Genomic DNA, 17151 nt, shown 5'->3' on the forward strand with positions numbered 1-17151 from the left:
GACGTCGAAGGGCGGCGGAACCCACGGGTTGCGCCGCCCTTCGGCGTACCGGCCGGCCCGTCGCTGACCGCTCAGTGCTCCCAGACCTTGAAGGCCCGTACGCGGTACGGCGATCGGGGGAGCCAGGTGCCGTCTCCCGGGTAGGTCTGGAACTCGCCGGTCTCCGCGCACTCTTCGGACTGATAGGTGGTCACGGGCCGGCCGGTGCGGTTCGCGAGCGACTGGACGGTGGCGCCTCGCGGGAGCGGCACGCAGCTCCCGATCTCGGTACCGGACAGCTCATGGGTTCGTCGTACGCCCTTGAAGTCGTCCTTGTCCCAGAAGCAGAGCTCGCCCGACGCGCACTCCCCCAGACGCGGTGGAGCGGCGGCGGCGTCGAGGGTCTGCGGCAGCAGGGCGGCGACGGCCAGTGCCCCGACGGCCAGGATCTTCGGCGTGGTCGTGAGCCCGGCTTCGGACTTGGCTTTGGACGTGGCTTTGGACGTGGCTTTGGACGTGGTTTTACGCAGGGTCGTGCGCATGTGGATCAGCCCCCGTGTCGTACGAATCGGTCCTCCGTACCCTGACCCGCGGTGCGCGGCCCGCGGAAGGGGGCGGGGGCGCCCTCCACCCGGATAGGCGACAGCCCCGCCGGAAGGTTCCGGCGGGGCTGTCACAGGCGCGGAGTTGACGTCGGGTCAGCCGGGGGCTGACGTCAGACGTGCACCCCTCCGCCCGCTGCGTCCGCGTTGGCGCCACGCTTCGTCAGCAGAGCGACGAAGACCGCCACGGCCGCGACACCGGCCGCGACCAGGCAGGCCAGCCCCATGCCGGCCACGAACGTGTCGTAGGTGACGCTCGTGATCTTCTCCGCGATGGCGGCCGGGGTGCCCGGCGCCACCGGCGGCACGCCGACCTGAACGGCTTCGGTCGCCGCGTCCGCCTGCGCCCCGGTGAGCGGCGGCAGACCGGCCGCGGTCCAGTTGCCCGGCAGGTCGCTGGAGACCTTCGAGGCCATGATCGCGCCGAGCACGGCCGTACCGAGGCTGCCGCCGATCTGCATGGAGGCCTGCTGGAGACCACCGGCCACACCGGAGAGCTCCATCGGGGCGTTGCCCACGATGACCTCGGTGGCGCCCACCATGACCGGGGCGAGGCCGAAGCCGAGCAGGGCGAACCAGATCGACATGGTGAAGCTGCTGGTGTCCGTGGCCAGGGTCGACATGCCGAACATGGCGACGGCCGTGAAAACCATGCCGCCGGCCAGCGGGATACGGGGGCCCACCTTGGTGATCGCCCAACCCGCCAGCGGCGAGGCGACGATCATCATGCCGGTGAGCGGCAGCAGATGCAGACCGGCGTCGACCGGGCTCATGCCGTGCACGTTCTGCAGGTAGAAGGTGATGAAGAAGATGCCGCCGAGGAAGGCGATGGCCATCAGCGCCATCAGGATCACGCCGGCGGACAACGGCACGGAGCGAAACAGCCCCAGCGGTACGAGGGGTTCCTTGACCTTCGTCTCCCAGAAGGCGAAGAGCCCGAAGCAGACCAGCGAGCCGATGATGAACAGCCACGTGAGCCCGGAGCCCCAGCCCCAGGTCGGGGCCTGGATGATCGCCCAGACCAGACAGAACATGGCCGCGGAGAGCAGCAGGATGCCGAGGATGTCGAAGGACTTCGGGGCGTTCTCCGCCCGGTGGTCCCGGAGGATCACCGCGCCGACCACCAGCGCCACCACGCCCACCGGCACATTGACGAAGAAGACCGACTGCCAGCTGACATGTTCGACCAGCAGACCGCCGATGATGGGGCCGCCGGCCGTCGAGGCGCCGATGACCATGCCCCAGATGCCGATGGCCATGTTGAGCTTCTCGGCGGGGAAGCTGGCGCGCAGCAGGCCGAGCGCGGCCGGCATCAGCAGGGCGCCGAAGAGCCCCTGGAGCACCCGGAAGGTGACCACGAGGGCGATGCTGTGGGAGAGGCCGATGGCCCCCGAGGCCGCGGCGAAGCCGGTGACGCCGATGAGGAAGGTCTGCCGGTGGCCGAAGCGGTCACCGAGCTTGCCCGCGGTGATCAGCGCCACGGCGAGGGCGAGGAAGTAACCGTTGGTGATCCACTGGACGTCGGCGAGGCTCGCGCCGAGGTCGTTCTTGATGGCTGGATTGGCGATCGCGACAATGGTGCCGTCGAGCGCCACCATCATCACGCCGATGGCCACGCTGAAGAGCGTCAACCAGGGGTGGCCACGCAGCCCCTTGGGCGACGCCGGCGCCGGGGATTCCGGGCTCTTCGCCATGTCGACGGTGGTCTGACTAGTCATATCGGCCACGCTAGTGTCAGCCGCTGACATTTGACTAACCAATTCACAAGTTGGTAACTGTCATGTAGCTCACAGAACACCGAGCAGGGCAAAAGTATCGAAAGCGGTGGAATGAGGACCAATCGGTGTTCCTTCCGGCAGGACACAACCACCGGACAGGGAACAGCGGCTGAACAGCCGACAGGGCTGCGCGCCCGCAAGAAGCAGCGCACCCGGAACGCCCTGCTGCGCGTGGCGCTCGAACTGTTCACCACCCAGGGATACGACCGGACGACCGTCGACGAGATCACGGACGCCGTGGAGGTCTCCCAGCGCACCTTCTTCCGCTACTTCGCCAGCAAGGAGGAGGTCGCCTTCGCCGTGGTGGACATGGTCGAGGAAAGGTTCGTCGAGGCGCTGCGCGTGCGGCCCGCCGCCGAGTTCCCGTTCGAGGCGATGCGTAACGCCGTCGCCGCCGCCTGGGACACGATCGGCGAGGCGATCGAGGCCGCCGTTCCGGTCGGGCTGTATATGCGGACGTATCAAATGATCGAATCGACCCCGGCCCTGCTCGCCGTCCATCTGCGCCGCTCCGCCGAGTTGGAGGAAGCCGTCGCGCGGCTGATCGCCGGCCGCGAGGGTCTCGATGTGGACACCGATCCGCGGCCCCGGGTGGCGGTCGCCGCGTTCACCAGCGTGATACGGGTGACCGGCCGGCTGTGGGGGCAGGGGCAGAACATGAGCCTGGAGGCGCACCGCGCGCTGTCCGAGAGCTATCTCGACCACCTGGGCCCGGCGCTCGCCGAGAGCTGGTCGACCGGGGCCCGCCAGCGGTCGTGAGGTCCGTACGGGCTTCCGGTTCCGCGTCCCGTACGCCCCGTAATGCGCCGGAGCGTGCGCGCCCCGCGCACGCAGGGTGAAGTTACCGCCAGTTCAACCCTCCGTCGCCCGTGATCTGCCTCACCCTCGTCATGAGGCCCCCCACCCGCGTCCTAGGGTGTTCCGCAGTGACTTCCTTCGACTCCTCTCCCTCCCTCACCGCATGGCGCACCCTGCTGGCTCTCGCGGTCGTGCTGGTGATGCTGGCGACCACGGGATGGACCGCCGTACGCCATCAGCACAGTCCGGGCGAGCCTCTGCGGATCGCCTTCACCGCCTGGGAGCGGGGCCGGATAGGTGTCCGTCACCTGCCGGACCCGAAGGGGCCGCCGAAACTGCTGGCGTCCTTCTTCGCCTCCCTGACGGCCGGTCAGCGGATCGGGCTGGCAACGGCGTACCCGCTCGTCGTCGGCAATCTCAACGGCGCCCCCGTCACACTGCGCTACCGGGCCAACCGGCTGGCCCTCACCCAGGCGCGTGACGTGGAGCACCGCCGGATGACCGACACCAGACTTTCGGGTGACGGCCGGCAGCAGGCGGGCCGCCGGATGCACCGCTACGCGTCGATGCTGAACGACGGCCGGCAGATCCTCGCCTTCGACCCGTCGGGGAAGGGCCGGGCCGCCGAGGTCTTCGGCGACCTCGACCACGCGCAGCGCGTGTCGGTCGTGGTGCCCGGTGTGGACACCAATGTGCTGACGTTCGAGAGGACGGAGCGCAGGTACACGGCGCCGGTGGGCATGGCCGCGTCGCTGTACGACGCCGAGCGGGCCACCGACCCGGACACCAGAACCGCCGTCATCGCCTGGGCCGACTACACCTCGCCCGCCGGTCTCGGGGTGGACGCGGCGATCGGCAAGCTCGCCGAGGACGGTGCCGTACGGCTCTCCGCGCTCACCGCCGCGCTGCCGGGGACGTCGCGGGTCTCCCTGTTCTGCCACAGCTACGGCTCCGTGGTCTGCGGGGTCGCCGCCGCCGCTCTGCCGGCCAGGGTCACGGACGTGGCGGTCGCGGGCAGCCCCGGAATGCGGGTCGGGAACGCGGACCAACTGAGCACCGACGCCCATGTGTGGGCCATGCGGGACCGTGACGACTGGATCCAGGACGTCCCGTACCTGGCGGTCGGCGGACTCGGGCACGGCGCGGACCCGGTGTCCCGGGGCTTCGGGTCACGGGTGCTCTCGGCGGCCGGCGCGCTCGGGCACAGCGGATACTTCCAGCCGGGTACGGAGAGCCTCGACAACTTCGCGGACATCGGGGTCGGTTCGTACGACGCGGTGAGCTGTGCCGACGGCGATGCCGCCTGCAGGAGCGGAATCGCCGGGTCGGGTGAGACCGGGTCGGGTGAGTTCGGACGCGCGTAGAATTCGTCTGCTTCGGCAGGCGACGCACGGGCGCCCGCGCCCTACGATGAGGCGCATGGGTGATGTGCTTGCGGGGATTCATGCCACCTGGGAGTTCGAAAGCGACTCCGTGCTCATCCGCTTCGAACGGGGGATACGGACGCCGAAGCTCTTCCAGGCGCTGCGTGAACGCCGCATCCCCCACGAGGCGTTGTCATCGGTGACGCTCTCCCCCGGAAAGCGCGGGACGGTGGTGCTGCACGCGGTGCCGAGAGCCGGCGCGGACCCGCTGATGGAGGCCGCGGCGGGGCAGCTCAAGCAGAGTGGCGATCCGTACCGGCTGGTGCTGCCGGCCGAGCGCGAGACCCTCGCGGAGTACTACGCCGACGAGTTGCGGGCCGCGCTGATCCGGGACAGTGCCCGCCGCCCCTGGGACGTACGGGACGGGCAGGAGCCGGCCGAGCGCTATCTGGTGACCGCGCCCGAACCTCCCCTGCACTTCAAGGCGTACGACGGCAAGGCGTCCTTCGACGGCGACCGGGTGTCCTTCCGCTGGTTCTGGACGGGCGCGTCCTCCGCCAAGTGGAAGGCGGGCGACCAGGGTTTCCCGGTCGGGGAGCTGCACGGGGTCGAGTGGCGCTCGCCCGAGGTCTTCGACGGCTATCTGCGGCTGCTGCGGCGCGACGGCCACAGCGCGGGACTCCCCCAGCCGTCCCAGGTGGACCACGATCCGGCGGCTGTCGTCTTCGGGCTCGGCTACGGGCCGGTCCACGAGTCGCTGCCCTTCGCGGCGGCGGTCCTGCAGGCGGTCCAGGGCGCGTCATCGAGCCGCGCGGCGGTCCCGGTCCCGGCGGGGGTGTCCGGCCGCCGCGACCCGGCCGATGTCGCGGACCGGATCCGGCATCTCGGCGAGCTGCATCAGGCGGGCCTGGTGACCGACGAGGAATTCACCGCGAAGAAGGCGGAGCTGCTGGAAGAGCTGTGACGCCCGGGTCCGGGGCGCCGGGGCGGGCTTCGAGGGCTGGGCGTCGGGTCCGGGCATCGGGTCCGGGCATCGGGTCCGGGCATCGGGTCCGGGCGACGGTTCGGGCGACGGTTCGGGTCGCTCGGGGCAGGACATCGGGGGCCGGGCGTCATACCTCGGTATGACGTTCGGACCGGCTCCTGGGTATGACGCGGGAGCCGGGCCGGGGTACCTACGCTGAGCGGGCCATGTCCCATACGCCACCGCCTCACCCGCCTCCGCCCGCGCTTCCGCCCCGTACGCCACCGCAGGCCGACGGTCCGCTGAGCGCCGCGCGGCGCAATCTGCGCGAGCTCGCCCATGGCCTGACCCACCCCTCCCACCCGCCGACGCCCCTGCTCGCGCACGCGCCGAAGCAGTGGCAGCGGCTGCTTCCCTACGTCGTCGTGCTGGCGCTCGCCGCCACGTTCATTCCGGTCACCATCACGGTCCTGACCAGCCAGTACGGTCTGAACGGCGGCCTGGCGGGCACACTCGGCGTCGCACAGGCGGCGCCCCTGCTCATGCTGGCGCACCGGCCGCTGCAAGCCTGGTGGATCATCTTCTCCGCCGATGTCCTCGGCGCCGTGACGCTGCTGACCCAGTCCCTCCACCCGTACAACATCTGGCCGTGGACCCCACCGGTCATCATCGGGTACCTCTTCCTGCTGCTCGCGCTCGCCCTGCGCGAGACCCGGCGGACCGTGGTCGCCGTATGGCTGCTGACGGGTGCGGCGGGCCTCGGCCTGGACTCCCTCGCCCCCGATCGCGACAACGCGAGCGCGTTGCTGCTGTTCGTGCTCGGCGGTGTCGTGCTGCTGATCGGGGTGGCCGTGCGCGAGCGCGGTGAGGCGCAGCGGCGGCTGGTCGAGCAGGAGACCATCAGCGAGGCGGAGCGCGCCCGGCGGACGCTGCTGGAGGAGCGGACCCGGATCGCGCGCGAACTCCACGATGTCGTCGCGCACCACATGTCGGTGATCACCGTGCAGGCCGACTCGGCGCCGTACCGGCTCCAGGGCCTGTCCCCCCAGGCGCGCGAGGAGTTCGGGTCGATCGCGGCGAGCGCGCGTGAGTCCCTGGCGGAGATGCGGCGGCTGCTGATGGTGCTGCGCCGGGAGGACGCGGCCGGTGAGCGGGGGCCGCAGCCGGGTCTGGACCGGGTGCAGCAGCTGGTGGAGGCGACGGTACGGGCCGGAGTGCCCGCCGAGCTGTCCCTGCCGGCCGGCCTCGGACCCGTTCCGGCGACCGTGGACCTCTCCGCGTACCGCATCGTGCAGGAGGCCCTCGCCAATGTGGTGCGCCACGCGCCCGGCGCGCGGACGCGGGTGTCGGTGGTCCCCGACGGCGACCGGCTGACCGTCCTGGTCGTCAACGGCCCCGCGACGGGACGTACTTCACCGCTGGAGACCTCAGGAACCGGCCACGGCCTGGTCGGTATGCGCGAGCGCGTACGGTTGACCGGCGGCACGCTCGACACCGGGCCGCTGCCCGACGGCGGCTTCCGGGTCGCCGCGCGGCTCCCCCTGACCGACCCCGGCCCCGGTCCTGGCGCCCACCCCGGGCCCCACCCCGGGCTCGAACCCCTTGCTAAGGACGTCCCTTGACCATCCGCGTGATCATCGTCGACGACCAGGCCATGGTGCGCGCGGGGTTCGCGGCGCTGCTGTCGGCCCAGGCCGACATCGATGTGGTGGGTGAGGCGCCGGACGGCCGCGAGGGCGTGCGGGTGAGCCGTTCCGTCCATCCGGACGTGGTCCTGATGGACGTCCGGATGCCGGAGATGGACGGACTGGCCGCCGCCCGGGAGCTGTTGAACCCGCCGGTGGGAGTCGTCCACCGGCCGAAGGTGCTGATGCTGACCACCTTCGACGTGGACGACTACGTGTACGAGGCGCTGCGCGCCGGGGCGTCGGGCTTTCTGCTCAAGGACGCGCCCCCGGCCGATCTGATCGCGGCGGTACGGATCGTCGCGGCCGGCGAGGCGCTGCTCGCGCCGTCCGTGACCCGGCGGCTGATCGCGGACTTCGCCCAGCAGCGGCCCGCCCCGCGCAAGAACCGTGCCCTGCGGCTGCGCGGTCTCACACCCCGGGAGACCGAGGTGCTCGAACTGATCGCCCACGGTCTGTCCAACCAGGAGATCGCGGACCAGCTGGTGGTCGCCGAACAGACGGTGAAGACCCATATCGGCCGCATCCTGTCCAAGCTCGCTCTGCGCGACCGGGCGCAGGCCGTGATCTTCGCGTACGAGTCGGGTCTCGTCACCCCCGGCGACGCGTCCGCCTGAGCCGCCTGAGCCGGGGCCCCGGGCCCCCGGCAGCGGTACGGAACCCACCACCACGGGGTACCTCCCCTACCCGGGTATCAGCCGCTGGTCGGCTCCCCGGGGTGACGTCCCGCCGTACACCGTCTCCCTACCTTCCTGCTCGCCACCTCCATGGACGAGCAGCAGAAGGAGACGTACATGCGCCGCTACGAGAGGACCCTGGCCGCCGCCGCACTGGCGACCACCATGGTCACGGGAACGGCGGGCTGGGCCTCCGGCAGCGCGCAGCGGGCCGTGACGGGGCCGCCCGCCGGGAGCGCCGCGTGGCGGGCGGACGGTTCGCTCGGCCGGGCGCTGCCCGATCCGGCGACGGCCTCGCCCGCCCAGGTGGCCCGGTTCTTCGCCGCCCTGCCGTCCCGTCAGCGGCAGGACCTGATCCGCCGTCACCCCCTCGTCGTCGGCAATCTCGACGGTGTGCCGGTCGCGCTGCGCTACGAGGCCAACGCCCTTGCCGTACGGGCCGAGCACAACCCCCGGTACGAGCGGCTGGCGGAGCCCGGCCGGCAGATCCTCGCCTTCGATCCGCGCGGCCGTGGCCAGGTCGCCGAGGTATACGGCGATCTGACGACCGCGCGCCGGGTGTCCGTCGTCGTACCGGGCTCCGACATCGACGCGGCGACCTTCGACCGTACGAAGGATCCGTACGGCACCCCCGCCGGCATGGCCGCCTCGCTGCGGGCCGCGACGGGGAACCGTACCGCCGTCATCGCCTGGGCCGGCTACACCACTCCCGTCGGGGTCGGTCCGGACGCGGCCACCGGCGATCTCGCGGAGGCAGGGGCCGGACGGCTGGCCCGGTTCACCCAGGGGCTCGCGGCCGCCGGGGTGAAGGAACCCGTGCTGTTCTGCCACAGCTACGGCTCCGTCGTATGCGGTCTCGCCGCTCATGAGGTGAACGCCTCCGACATTGTGGTGTTCGGCTCGCCCGGTATGCGCGCCGATGATGTGGCGGATCTCCATACAGACGCGCGTGTCTGGGCCGCCAAGGACCCCTCCGACTGGATCTCCAAGGTCCCGAACGTCGAGTTCGCGGGCCTGGGCCACGGCAAGGACCCGACCGACCCGGAGTTCGGCGCCCGCCGGGTGTCCGCCGGGGACGCCCGGGGCCACGCCGGCTACTTCGCGCCCGGCACCGAATCGCTCCGTACCTTCGCCGCCATCGCGGCCGGAGAGATCACGCGGGGCGAGATCACCCGGGGCGAGATCACCCGGGGAGAAGTCACGCGAGGAGAGGTGCGATGACGCTCGCCGGGACCGTCGGGAAGATCGAGGCGCGGACCCCCGCCCACCGTGACCGCGCGATCGACGGCCTGCGCGCCCTCGCGCTGCTCGCCGTGCCGACCGGGCACTGGCTGCTCGGCGGCTTCACCCTGGACGGCGGCGGCGCGCTGCACAACGCGAGTCCGCTCGCCGTCTTCGGCGGGTTCGCGCCCGTGAGCTGGGTGCTGCAGATGCTGGGCATCTTCTTCCTGGTCGGCGGGTACGCCTCCGTGCTCTCGTACCGTGGGAGGAAGTCCACGACCGCCGCCTGGCTGCGGCAGCGCGTGGCGCGGCTGGGCAGGCCCGTCCTCGGCGTGACGGCCGTCTGGGCGGTGCTGATCCCGGTGCTGTACGCGCTCGGCGTGCCCGGCGCCACCCTGCGCACCGGGTCGACGCTGGTGATCCAGCCGCTGTGGTTCGTGGGCGTCTACACCGTGGTGACCGCGCTGACGCCGTACTGTGTGCGCGCCGCACACACGCTGGGCGCATGGGCCGCCGCTCCCCTGCTGGTGACCGTCGCCGCCGTCGACTTCCTGCGCTACGGACCCGCTGCGGACACCATGCCCTCGTGGCTGAGCATGGTGAACATCCTGCCTGGCTGGCTCTTCGCGTATCAGCTCGGGGTCTCCTGGGCCGAGGGAAGGATCGGCAGCCGCGGGGCACGCGCGCTGCTCATCGGCGGCACGCTCCTCTTCGCCGCGCTGCTGGTCGTCTTCCACTACCCGGCATCGATGGTCGGTGTCCCCGGCGAGGCCCGCACCAACTCGCATCCGCCGTCCCTGCTGGTCCTCGCCCTCGCCGCCGCGCAGAGCGGCGCGGCGATCCTGCTGCGGGACCGGATCGCACGCCTCCTGAGGAAGCCCGCCCTCTGGGCGCCGGTCGTCGTCATCAATCTCTCCGCGATGACGGTCCTGTGCTGGCACCAGACGGCGATGCTCGCCGCCGCGGTGCCCGGCTCCTTCGCTGGTGCGGTGCCGGGCCTGACGACCTCCCCCGACTCCCTCGGCTGGATTCTCGCCCGGCTGACCTGGATGCCGCTCTTCGCCGTCCTGCTCGTCCTGATCGGGCGGTACGCGCGCGGATTCGACGCGCCCTGGCAGACCGGGACGCGCGCGGCGCACGCCCGCCGCGCGGCAGCGGGGCTGCTCGCGGCGGGCTTCGCGGTGTTCGCGCTGGGGCTGGCGTGAGCCGGGTTCGCTGCTTGCGCGGCCGGCCCTACGCGCGGCACGCCCTACGCGCGGCACGCCCTACGCGCGGCCGGCCGAGGTGAAGGTCATGTCCGCGTACCGGGCCCCGGCCACCTGGCCGGCGATCGGCTCCAGCAGCTCCAGCTCGCTCTCGGTGAGGATGAGGTGCGTCGCCCCGGTGTTCTCCTCGACCCGGCTGCGCTTGCGCGTCCCCGGGATCGGTACGACAGCAAGGCCGTGCACCCCCGCCTGCTGCTGCACCCAGGCGAGCGCGACCTGCCCGGGCGTGGCGTTCCGCCCTTCGGCGATCTTGCGCACCGGGCCGAGCAGCGCGGCGTTCGCGGCGGCGTTGTCGCCGGTGAAGCGGGGCTGCTGACGGCGGAAGTCACCGGCGCTCAGTTCCTGCTCGGCGTTGACGAACGCGCCGGTCAGGAAGCCACGGCCGAGCGGTGAGTACGGCACGAGCGCCACGCCGAGCTCGGCGGCGGCCGGTACGACGGTCGCCTCGATGTCCCGGCTGAACAGCGACCACTCGGATTGCAGGGCGGCGATCGGGTGCACGGCCTGCGCGGCGCGCAGCTCACCGGCGGTGACCTCGCTCAGCCCCAGGTGCTTGACCTTGCCCTCGGCCACCAGCTCGGCCATGGCGCCGACCGTCTCCTCGATGGGGACGTTCACATCGCGCCGGTGCATGTAGTAGAGGTCGATCTCGTCCACGCCGAGGCGCCGCAGGCTTCCCTCGACGCACTCGCGGACATAGGCCCGGTCGTTGCGGATGACCCGCTTGGTGGGCTCGGCCGGGTCGATCCCCAGCGCGAACTTCGTGGCGACGACGATCTCGTCGCGGTGCGCCCGGACGAACGGCGAGATGAACTTCTCGTTCTCCCCGTTCCCGTACACATCCGCCGTGTCGTACAGCGTGATGCCCAGCTCGAGGGCGCGCTCCAGGGTGGCCCGCGCCTCGTCGGCGTCCGTCGGTCCGTACGCGAAACTCATGCCCATGCAGCCGAGGCCCTGGGCGCCGACCTCCGGTCCGCCGGTCCCGAGCCGTATCTGTGTGATCTTGCTATCACTCATCGGGGTTCAGACCCTCTCCGGCGCCCCACGGGCGCCCGCGTAAAAGCTGATCTTGTGGTCGAGTACGGCGATCGTGTCCTGGAGCTCCGCGATCCTGCTGAGCACATCGCGGCGAGTCCGCGCCAGCAGCTCCTGCCGCTCCTCGAACGTCTCCTCGCCTACCCGGATCAGCTCGGCGTAGCGGACCATGTCCGCGACCGGCATCCCGGTCAGCCGCAGCTTCCCGACGAAGGCCAGCCAGTCCAGGTCCTGGTTGCTGAAGCGGCGCTGGCCGGTGTGCGACCGGTCGACGTGCGGCATCAGGCCGATCCGCTCGTACCAGCGCAGGGTGTGCGCGGTGAGCCCGGTGAAGGCGGCGACCTCACTGATCGTGTAGCGGTCGTCGCCGTCGGGCCGCGGATGCGCACGGGGCGGCGCGGCGCAGACATCTACGCGATCCGTCCGTGCGGGCCTGCTCTCGATCAGCGTCATGCCTTCAACGCTAGATCCTTGGAGTGCACTCGAAGCAAGCGGAAACGGATACGAGTTTGGTGGCGCGGCGCAGGAGCCTCCCACACCCCCGTACCCCCGGCCCCGTACCTCCCGCCCCGTGCTGCGGCCGACGCTCTAGAGTCGTAGCCATGCAGAGCCTGGCGATGATCGAGAACTGGCCGGTGACGACCGCCGCGGCCGCCGTCGTACGAGAGGACGGGACGGTCGTCGGGTCGCACGGGCCCACGGCGCACTCCTTTCCGCTCGCCTCCGTGACCAAGCCGCTCGCCGCGTACGCGGTGCTCGTGGCGTACGAGGAGGGGGCGATCGAGCTGGACGAGCCGGCCGGGCCCGAGGGCTCCACGGTCCGTCATCTGCTCGCGCACACGAGCGGTCTGGCCTTCGACGAACACCGCGCGACCAGCGCGCCCGGCACCCGCCGGCTCTACTCCAACGCGGGCTTCGAAGTGCTCGGCGACCATGTCGCCAAGGCCACCGACATCCCGTTCGCCGACTATCTCCGCGAGGCGGTGCTCGAACCGCTGGGCATGGCGTCGACCTTCCTGGAAGGGTCACCGGCCAGGGACGGGGTCTCGACCGTCGACGATCTGGTGCGGTTCGCCGCGGAGCTCCAGGCGCCCCGGCTGCTCGACCCGCGCACGGTGCTGGAGGCGATGACGGTGGTCCATCCCGGGCTGTCCGGCGTCCTGCCCGGCTACGGTCATCAGAAGAACAACGACTGGGGCCTCGGCTTCGAGATCCGGGACACCAAGTCCCCGCACTGGACGGGCGCTTCGTCCTCGCCGCGCACCTTCGGGCACTTCGGCCAGTCCGGTACGTTCCTGTGGGTCGACCCGGACGCGCGGGCGGCCTGTGTGGCGCTGGCCGACCGGCCCTTCGGCTCGTGGGCGGTCGAGGCCTGGCCGCCCTTCACCGACGCCGTACTGGCGGAGCTGCGCGCGGCCTGAACCAACGCTGTCCCGGCGGGCGGACCGCAGTCAGGGCCGGTCGGGTCACTCGACAGGCTCTCAGCCCGGCATCTCCCAGACCAGCACCTCCGCCGCCGGGCCTGCGGCCAGTTCCAGTCCCTCGGCGTCCGTGATCCGCGCCGAGTCGCCGGGGCCCAGTTCCGCGCCGTCCAGCCGTACCCCGCCGCGGACCACATGGACATACACGGCCGGCGCGTCCGGCACGGCGGAGCGCTCGCCGTTCTGGAGGCGCCGTACGTGCAGCATGGCCCCGGCCTGCGGCAGGGCGTACGGCGTGGAGTCGGCGATGCCCCGCACGATCTCGTACCCGGGCTCGCCGCCCGGCTCCAGCGGCGCCAGCCACATCTGTACGAAGATCAGCGGCCGCTCGCCGTCGTTGCGCTCCACATGCCGCACCCCGGCGGCCGAGCTGAGCCGCTGGACGTCCCCCGCCCTGACGACCGTCGCGTGCCCGGCCGAGTCGCGGTGCGTCAGCTCGCCCTCGACGACCCAGGTGACGATCTCCGTATGGCTGTGCGGGTGTTCGTCGAAGCCCGCGCCCGGCGCGAGCCGCTCCTCGTTGCAGGCGAGGACCGCGCCGAAGCGGAGGTTGCCGGGATCGTAGAAGCGCCCGAAGGAGAAGGCGTGCAGGGACTCGATGCCGGCGGCCGGATCGCCGCCGAGGTAACGCTCTGCCGCGTGCCGTACGAGAATCACAGGTCCACGGTAGCCCCGGCCCTCGGAGCACCCGCCCAGATAAGGCAGTCTTGTCCACGTGCCAGAACCCACGAACGAAGCCCACCCCCATCCCGCGACGCTGCGTCGGCTGGAGCAGTCCTCGGGACGGCTCGCCGCGAACGCCATCGCCCGTATGGACGGGACGCTGTCGTGGTACCGCGCGATGCCGCCGGAGAACCGTTCCTGGATCGGGCTGGTCGCGCAGGCCGGCATCGCCGCGTTCACCGAGTGGTTCCGGCACCCGGAGACTCCGCAGGCCATCTCCACCGATGTCTTCGGCACCGCCCCGCGCGAGCTGACACGGGCGATCACCCTGCGCCAGACCGTCGAGATGGTACGGACCACGATCGAGGTCATGGAGAGCGCGATCGAGGAGGTCGCGGCGCCGGGCGACGAGGCGATACTCCGCGAGGCGCTGCTCGTCTACGCCCGCGAGATCGCCTTCGCGACCGCGCAGGTGTACGCGCAGGCCGCCGAGGCCCGTGGCGCGTGGGACGCACGCCTCGAGTCCCTCGTCGTGAACGCCGTGCTCTCCGGGGAGGCCGACGAGGGCGCCGTCTCGCGGGCCGCCGCCCTCGGCTGGAACTCCCCCGAGCATGTCTGTGTGCTGCTCGGCACCGCCCCCGACGGGGACAGCGAGCTGACCGTGGAGGCGATCCGCCGGGCCGCCAGGCACGCCAAACTCCAGGTCCTCACCGGGGTGCTCGGCGACCGGCTCGTGGTGATCGCCGGCGGCAGCGACAACCCCCTCCAGGTCGCCAAGGCGCTGATCGGCCCATACGCGGCGGGGCCCGTCGTCGCGGGTCCTGTCGTACCCGATCTGCAGGCCGCCACGAAGTCGGCGCAGGCCGCGGCCGCCGGGCTCAAGGCCTGCTCCGCCTGGCAGGACGCGCCCCGCCCCGTACTCGCGGACGATCTGCTGCCGGAGCGCGCGATTGCCTCCGACCCTGCGGCGCGCGAGCAGTTGGTGGAGGAGATCTACAGACCGCTGGAAGAGGCCGGGTCGGCGCTGCTGGAGACTCTGAGTGTCTATCTGGAGCAGGCGAGCAGCCTGGAGGGCGCCGCCCGGATGCTTTTCGTTCACCCCAACACCGTGCGCTACCGGCTCCGACGTGTGACTGACGTCACCGGCTGGTCACCCTCCGATGTCCGCTCCGCGTTCACGCTGCGAATCGCCCTGATCCTGGGGCGTCTGGCCGACGGGGATCCGCAGTCCTAGACTTTTGTCGTACTCCAACAATTCCCCTGACGGTTCTTCGTCCCTGTCCCCACGGGCGGTGAGGCCCGTCCGCAAGAGAGAGTGTGAGGGTGCTCGTACTCGTCGCTCCCGGCCAAGGCGCTCAGACGCCCGGCTTCCTGACTCCCTGGCTCGATCTGCCCGGCGCCGAAGACCGGCTGCGGAGCTGGTCGGCCGCCATCGACCTGGATCTGGTCCACTACGGTACGAAGGCCGACGCGGACGAGATCCGTGACACCTCGGTCGCCCAGCCCCTGTTGGTGGCGGCCGCGCTGCTGTCGGCCCGTCAGCTCTTCCCGGACACCGGGGCGGTGGCCCGTGACGTCGGCGCCACGGCGGGGCACAGCGTCGGCGAACTGGCCGCTACGGCGCTGGCCGGTGTCGTCACCGACGACGCGGCCATGAGGCTCGTACGGGCCCGTGGTCTGGCCATGGCCGAGGCCGCGGCCATCACCGAGACCGGCATGGCCGCGCTGCTGGGCGGCGACCACGAGACCACCGTCGCGCACCTGGAGAAGCTCGGTCTGACGCCGGCGAATGTGAACGGCTCGGGCCAGATCGTGGCCGCGGGCACGCTCGAACAGCTCGCGGCGCTGGAGGCGGACAAGCCCGAGGGCGTACGCCGCGTGGTGGCGCTCAAGGTCGCCGGGGCGTTCCACACGCACCACATGGCGCCCGCGGTCGCGACACTCGAAGCGGCCGCAGGCTCCCTCGGCGCCGACGCGGCCGACCCGGCCGTACCGTACGTCTCGAACAAGGACGGCCGGACGGTCGCCACCGGCTCCGGGATCCTGACGCGGCTGGTCGGCCAGGTCGCCAACCCGGTCCGCTGGGACCTGTGCATGGAGACCTTCACGGAGCGGGGCGCGACCGCGCTGATCGAGCTGTGCCCCGGTGGCACCCTGACCGGCCTCGCCAAGCGCGCGATGCCCGGTGTGAAGACGCTGGCGCTCAAGACCCCCGACGACCTCGACGCGGCCCGCACGCTGATCGCCGAGCACTCCTCCACGGCTGAATAGGAGCCAGAGAGCATGTCGAAGATCAAGCCCAGCAAGGGCGCCCCGTACGCACGGATCATGGGTGTGGGCGGTTACCGCCCGACCCGTGTCGTGCCCAACGAGGTGATCCTCGAGACGATCGACTCGTCGGACGAGTGGATCCGCTCCCGCTCCGGAATCGCGACCCGTCACTGGGCCTCCCCCGAGGAGACCGTTGCCGCGATGTCCATCGAGGCGTCCGGCAAGGCCATCGCCGACGCCGGGATCACCCCGGCGCAGATCGGCGCCGTGGTCGTCTCCACCGTCTCGCACTTCAAGCAGACCCCGGCCATCGCCACCGAGATCGCGGACAAGATCGGCGCGGGCAGGCCGGCCGCGTTCGACATCTCCGCGGGCTGCGCCGGCTTCGGCTACGCACTGACCCTGGCCAAGGGCATGATCGTCGAGGGCTCGGCGGAGTACGTACTGGTGATCGGCGTGGAGCGGCTGTCCGACCTGACCGACCTGGAGGACCGCGCGACGGCCTTCCTGTTCGGCGACGGCGCGGGCGCGGTCATCGTCGGCCCCGCCAAGGAGCCGATGATCGGACCGACGGTCTGGGGCTCGGAAGGCGACAAGTCGGACACCATCAAGCAGACCGTGCCGTGGGACGATTACCGTAACGGCACGGTGGACAAGTTCCCGGCCATCACGCAGGAGGGCCAGGCCGTCTTCCGCTGGGCCGTCTTCGAGATGGCGAAGGTCGCCCAGCAGGCGCTGGACGCGGCCGGGATCAGTTCGGCGGACCTGGACGTCTTCATTCCGCACCAGGCCAATATGCGGATCATCGACTCGATGGTGAAGACTCTGAAGCTGCCGGACAGCGTCACGGTCGCCCGTGACGTCGAAACCACCGGCAACACCTCGGCCGCCTCGATCCCGCTCGCGATGGAGCGGCTTCTGGCGACCGGACAGGCGAAGAGCGGCGACACCGCGCTCGTCATCGGCTTCGGGGCGGGTCTCGTCTACGCCGCGACGGTCGTTACCCTCCCCTAGGCACACCGGATCTTTCCGGAGCGTGTTCCGATATATCCCTCTGCACACCATCGAAGGAGCGCCAACATGGCCGCCACCCAGGAAGAGATCGTCACCGGTCTCGCCGAGATCGTGAACGAGATCGCCGGTATCCCGGTCGAGGACGTCAAGCTGGACAAGTCCTTCACCGATGACCTGGACGTCGACTCGCTGTCCATGGTCGAGGTCGTCGTCGCCGCCGAAGAGCGCTTCGACGTCAAGATCCCGGACGACGACGTCAAGAACCTGAAGACGGTCGGCGACGCCGCCGACTACATCGCCAAGCACCAGGCCTGACCGGATCGCGCGGCTGACGCCACCCGGTGGTGGCGCCGT

The 17151-nt window shown here is 71.2% G+C and carries 17 protein-coding genes; 12 read left to right on the plus strand and 5 right to left on the minus strand.

Annotation, left to right across the window (positions count from 1 at the left end):
• Positions 1 to 71: 71 nt before the first annotated feature.
• A complete protein-coding gene (locus ACZ6MZ_RS33245) occupies positions 72 to 521 on the minus strand; it encodes a peptidase inhibitor family I36 protein (protein WP_469356246.1) in 450 nt (149 codons plus the stop codon).
• Between the two features lie 173 nt (positions 522 to 694).
• Entirely contained in the window at positions 695 to 2299 is a 1605-nt protein-coding gene (locus ACZ6MZ_RS33250) for an MFS transporter (protein ID WP_469356248.1), read from the minus strand.
• A 111-nt stretch (positions 2300 to 2410) separates the two neighbouring features.
• On the opposite strand from ACZ6MZ_RS33250, the gene ACZ6MZ_RS33255 reads away from it, so the two are divergent.
• From ACZ6MZ_RS33255 to ACZ6MZ_RS33285, 7 genes are all read left to right on the plus strand, one after another.
• Positions 2411 to 3118 carry a TetR/AcrR family transcriptional regulator gene (locus ACZ6MZ_RS33255; RefSeq protein ID WP_469356250.1) on the plus strand — a complete coding sequence of 236 codons (708 nt, stop codon included), beginning with the start codon at positions 2411 to 2413 and terminating at the stop codon, positions 3116 to 3118.
• 167 nt (positions 3119 to 3285) lie between these two features.
• Positions 3286 to 4521, plus strand: a complete 1236-nt coding sequence (locus ACZ6MZ_RS33260) for an alpha/beta hydrolase (RefSeq protein WP_469356252.1) — start codon at positions 3286 to 3288, stop codon at positions 4519 to 4521.
• 55 nt (positions 4522 to 4576) lie between these two features.
• The gene (locus tag ACZ6MZ_RS33265) at positions 4577 to 5485 is read left to right on the plus strand and encodes a DUF4429 domain-containing protein (protein ID WP_469356254.1); all 909 of its coding nucleotides are present in this window, start codon (positions 4577 to 4579) and stop codon (positions 5483 to 5485) included.
• Between the two features lie 227 nt (positions 5486 to 5712).
• A complete protein-coding gene (locus ACZ6MZ_RS33270) occupies positions 5713 to 7107 on the plus strand; it encodes a sensor histidine kinase (protein ID WP_389784194.1) in 1395 nt (464 codons plus the stop codon).
• The gene (locus tag ACZ6MZ_RS33275; RefSeq protein ID WP_469356256.1) at positions 7104 to 7787 is read left to right on the plus strand and encodes a response regulator; all 684 of its coding nucleotides are present in this window, start codon (positions 7104 to 7106) and stop codon (positions 7785 to 7787) included. The genes ACZ6MZ_RS33270 and ACZ6MZ_RS33275 overlap by 4 nt, the downstream gene beginning before the upstream one ends.
• A 177-nt stretch (positions 7788 to 7964) precedes the next feature.
• Positions 7965 to 9068, plus strand: coding sequence for an alpha/beta hydrolase (locus ACZ6MZ_RS33280; RefSeq protein ID WP_389784433.1), 1104 nt, complete (start codon positions 7965 to 7967; stop codon positions 9066 to 9068).
• Positions 9065 to 10273: an acyltransferase family protein gene (locus tag ACZ6MZ_RS33285; RefSeq protein ID WP_389784191.1), complete on the plus strand. Its 1209-nt coding sequence runs from the start codon at positions 9065 to 9067 to the stop codon at positions 10271 to 10273. The genes ACZ6MZ_RS33280 and ACZ6MZ_RS33285 overlap by 4 nt, the downstream gene beginning before the upstream one ends.
• 60 nt (positions 10274 to 10333) lie before the next feature.
• Here the strand turns inward: ACZ6MZ_RS33285 and ACZ6MZ_RS33290 are convergent, their stop codons facing one another.
• Both ACZ6MZ_RS33290 and ACZ6MZ_RS33295 read right to left on the minus strand, forming a co-directional pair.
• A complete protein-coding gene (locus ACZ6MZ_RS33290) occupies positions 10334 to 11350 on the minus strand; it encodes an aldo/keto reductase (protein ID WP_469356258.1) in 1017 nt (338 codons plus the stop codon).
• Positions 11351 to 11356: 6 nt separating this feature from the next.
• Positions 11357 to 11821 carry a MerR family transcriptional regulator gene (locus tag ACZ6MZ_RS33295; protein WP_384183877.1) on the minus strand — a complete coding sequence of 155 codons (465 nt, stop codon included), beginning with the start codon at positions 11819 to 11821 and terminating at the stop codon, positions 11357 to 11359.
• 149 nt (positions 11822 to 11970) lie between these two features.
• Between ACZ6MZ_RS33295 and ACZ6MZ_RS33300 the strand changes: the two genes are divergently transcribed.
• Positions 11971 to 12789 carry a serine hydrolase domain-containing protein gene (locus ACZ6MZ_RS33300; RefSeq protein ID WP_469356260.1) on the plus strand — a complete coding sequence of 273 codons (819 nt, stop codon included), beginning with the start codon at positions 11971 to 11973 and terminating at the stop codon, positions 12787 to 12789.
• A 60-nt stretch (positions 12790 to 12849) separates the two neighbouring features.
• On the opposite strand, the gene ACZ6MZ_RS33305 is transcribed toward ACZ6MZ_RS33300, so the two are convergent.
• Positions 12850 to 13506: a pirin family protein gene (locus ACZ6MZ_RS33305; protein ID WP_469356262.1), complete on the minus strand. Its 657-nt coding sequence runs from the start codon at positions 13504 to 13506 to the stop codon at positions 12850 to 12852.
• 58 nt (positions 13507 to 13564) lie between these two features.
• Here ACZ6MZ_RS33305 and ACZ6MZ_RS33310 point away from each other — a divergent pair, with 58 nt between their 5' ends.
• The 4 genes from ACZ6MZ_RS33310 (at position 13565) to ACZ6MZ_RS33325 (ending at position 17112) form a co-directional block, all read left to right on the plus strand.
• Positions 13565 to 14746, plus strand: a complete 1182-nt coding sequence (locus ACZ6MZ_RS33310; RefSeq protein ID WP_384183885.1) for a PucR family transcriptional regulator — start codon at positions 13565 to 13567, stop codon at positions 14744 to 14746.
• An 89-nt stretch (positions 14747 to 14835) separates the two neighbouring features.
• Positions 14836 to 15783, plus strand: coding sequence for an ACP S-malonyltransferase (locus ACZ6MZ_RS33315; protein ID WP_469356264.1), 948 nt, complete (start codon positions 14836 to 14838; stop codon positions 15781 to 15783).
• Between the two features lie 12 nt (positions 15784 to 15795).
• The gene (locus ACZ6MZ_RS33320) at positions 15796 to 16797 is read left to right on the plus strand and encodes a ketoacyl-ACP synthase III (RefSeq protein WP_384183888.1); all 1002 of its coding nucleotides are present in this window, start codon (positions 15796 to 15798) and stop codon (positions 16795 to 16797) included.
• Between the two features lie 66 nt (positions 16798 to 16863).
• Positions 16864 to 17112 (plus strand): acyl carrier protein, encoded by a 249-nt coding sequence (locus ACZ6MZ_RS33325; protein WP_384183890.1) that lies wholly within the window; start codon positions 16864 to 16866, stop codon positions 17110 to 17112.
• Positions 17113 to 17151: the final 39 nt, after the last annotated feature.

Source organism: Streptomyces sp. NPDC042201 (assembly GCF_055582185.1).

Coding starts and splice junctions, on each gene's coding strand:
- ACZ6MZ_RS33245 (WP_469356246.1), bottom strand. CDS start 521: ATGCGCACGACCCTGCGTAAAACCACGTCCAAAGCCACGTCCAAAGCC.
- ACZ6MZ_RS33250 (WP_469356248.1), bottom strand. CDS start 2,299: ATGACTAGTCAGACCACCGTCGACATGGCGAAGAGCCCGGAATCCCCG.
- ACZ6MZ_RS33255 (WP_469356250.1), top strand. CDS start 2,411: ATGAGGACCAATCGGTGTTCCTTCCGGCAGGACACAACCACCGGACAG.
- ACZ6MZ_RS33265 (WP_469356254.1), top strand. CDS start 4,577: ATGGGTGATGTGCTTGCGGGGATTCATGCCACCTGGGAGTTCGAAAGC.
- ACZ6MZ_RS33270 (WP_389784194.1), top strand. CDS start 5,713: ATGTCCCATACGCCACCGCCTCACCCGCCTCCGCCCGCGCTTCCGCCC.
- ACZ6MZ_RS33280 (WP_389784433.1), top strand. CDS start 7,965: ATGCGCCGCTACGAGAGGACCCTGGCCGCCGCCGCACTGGCGACCACC.
- ACZ6MZ_RS33285 (WP_389784191.1), top strand. CDS start 9,065: ATGACGCTCGCCGGGACCGTCGGGAAGATCGAGGCGCGGACCCCCGCC.
- ACZ6MZ_RS33290 (WP_469356258.1), bottom strand. CDS start 11,350: ATGAGTGATAGCAAGATCACACAGATACGGCTCGGGACCGGCGGACCG.
- ACZ6MZ_RS33295 (WP_384183877.1), bottom strand. CDS start 11,821: ATGACGCTGATCGAGAGCAGGCCCGCACGGACGGATCGCGTAGATGTC.
- ACZ6MZ_RS33300 (WP_469356260.1), top strand. CDS start 11,971: ATGCAGAGCCTGGCGATGATCGAGAACTGGCCGGTGACGACCGCCGCG.
- ACZ6MZ_RS33320 (WP_384183888.1), top strand. CDS start 15,796: ATGTCGAAGATCAAGCCCAGCAAGGGCGCCCCGTACGCACGGATCATG.
- ACZ6MZ_RS33325 (WP_384183890.1), top strand. CDS start 16,864: ATGGCCGCCACCCAGGAAGAGATCGTCACCGGTCTCGCCGAGATCGTG.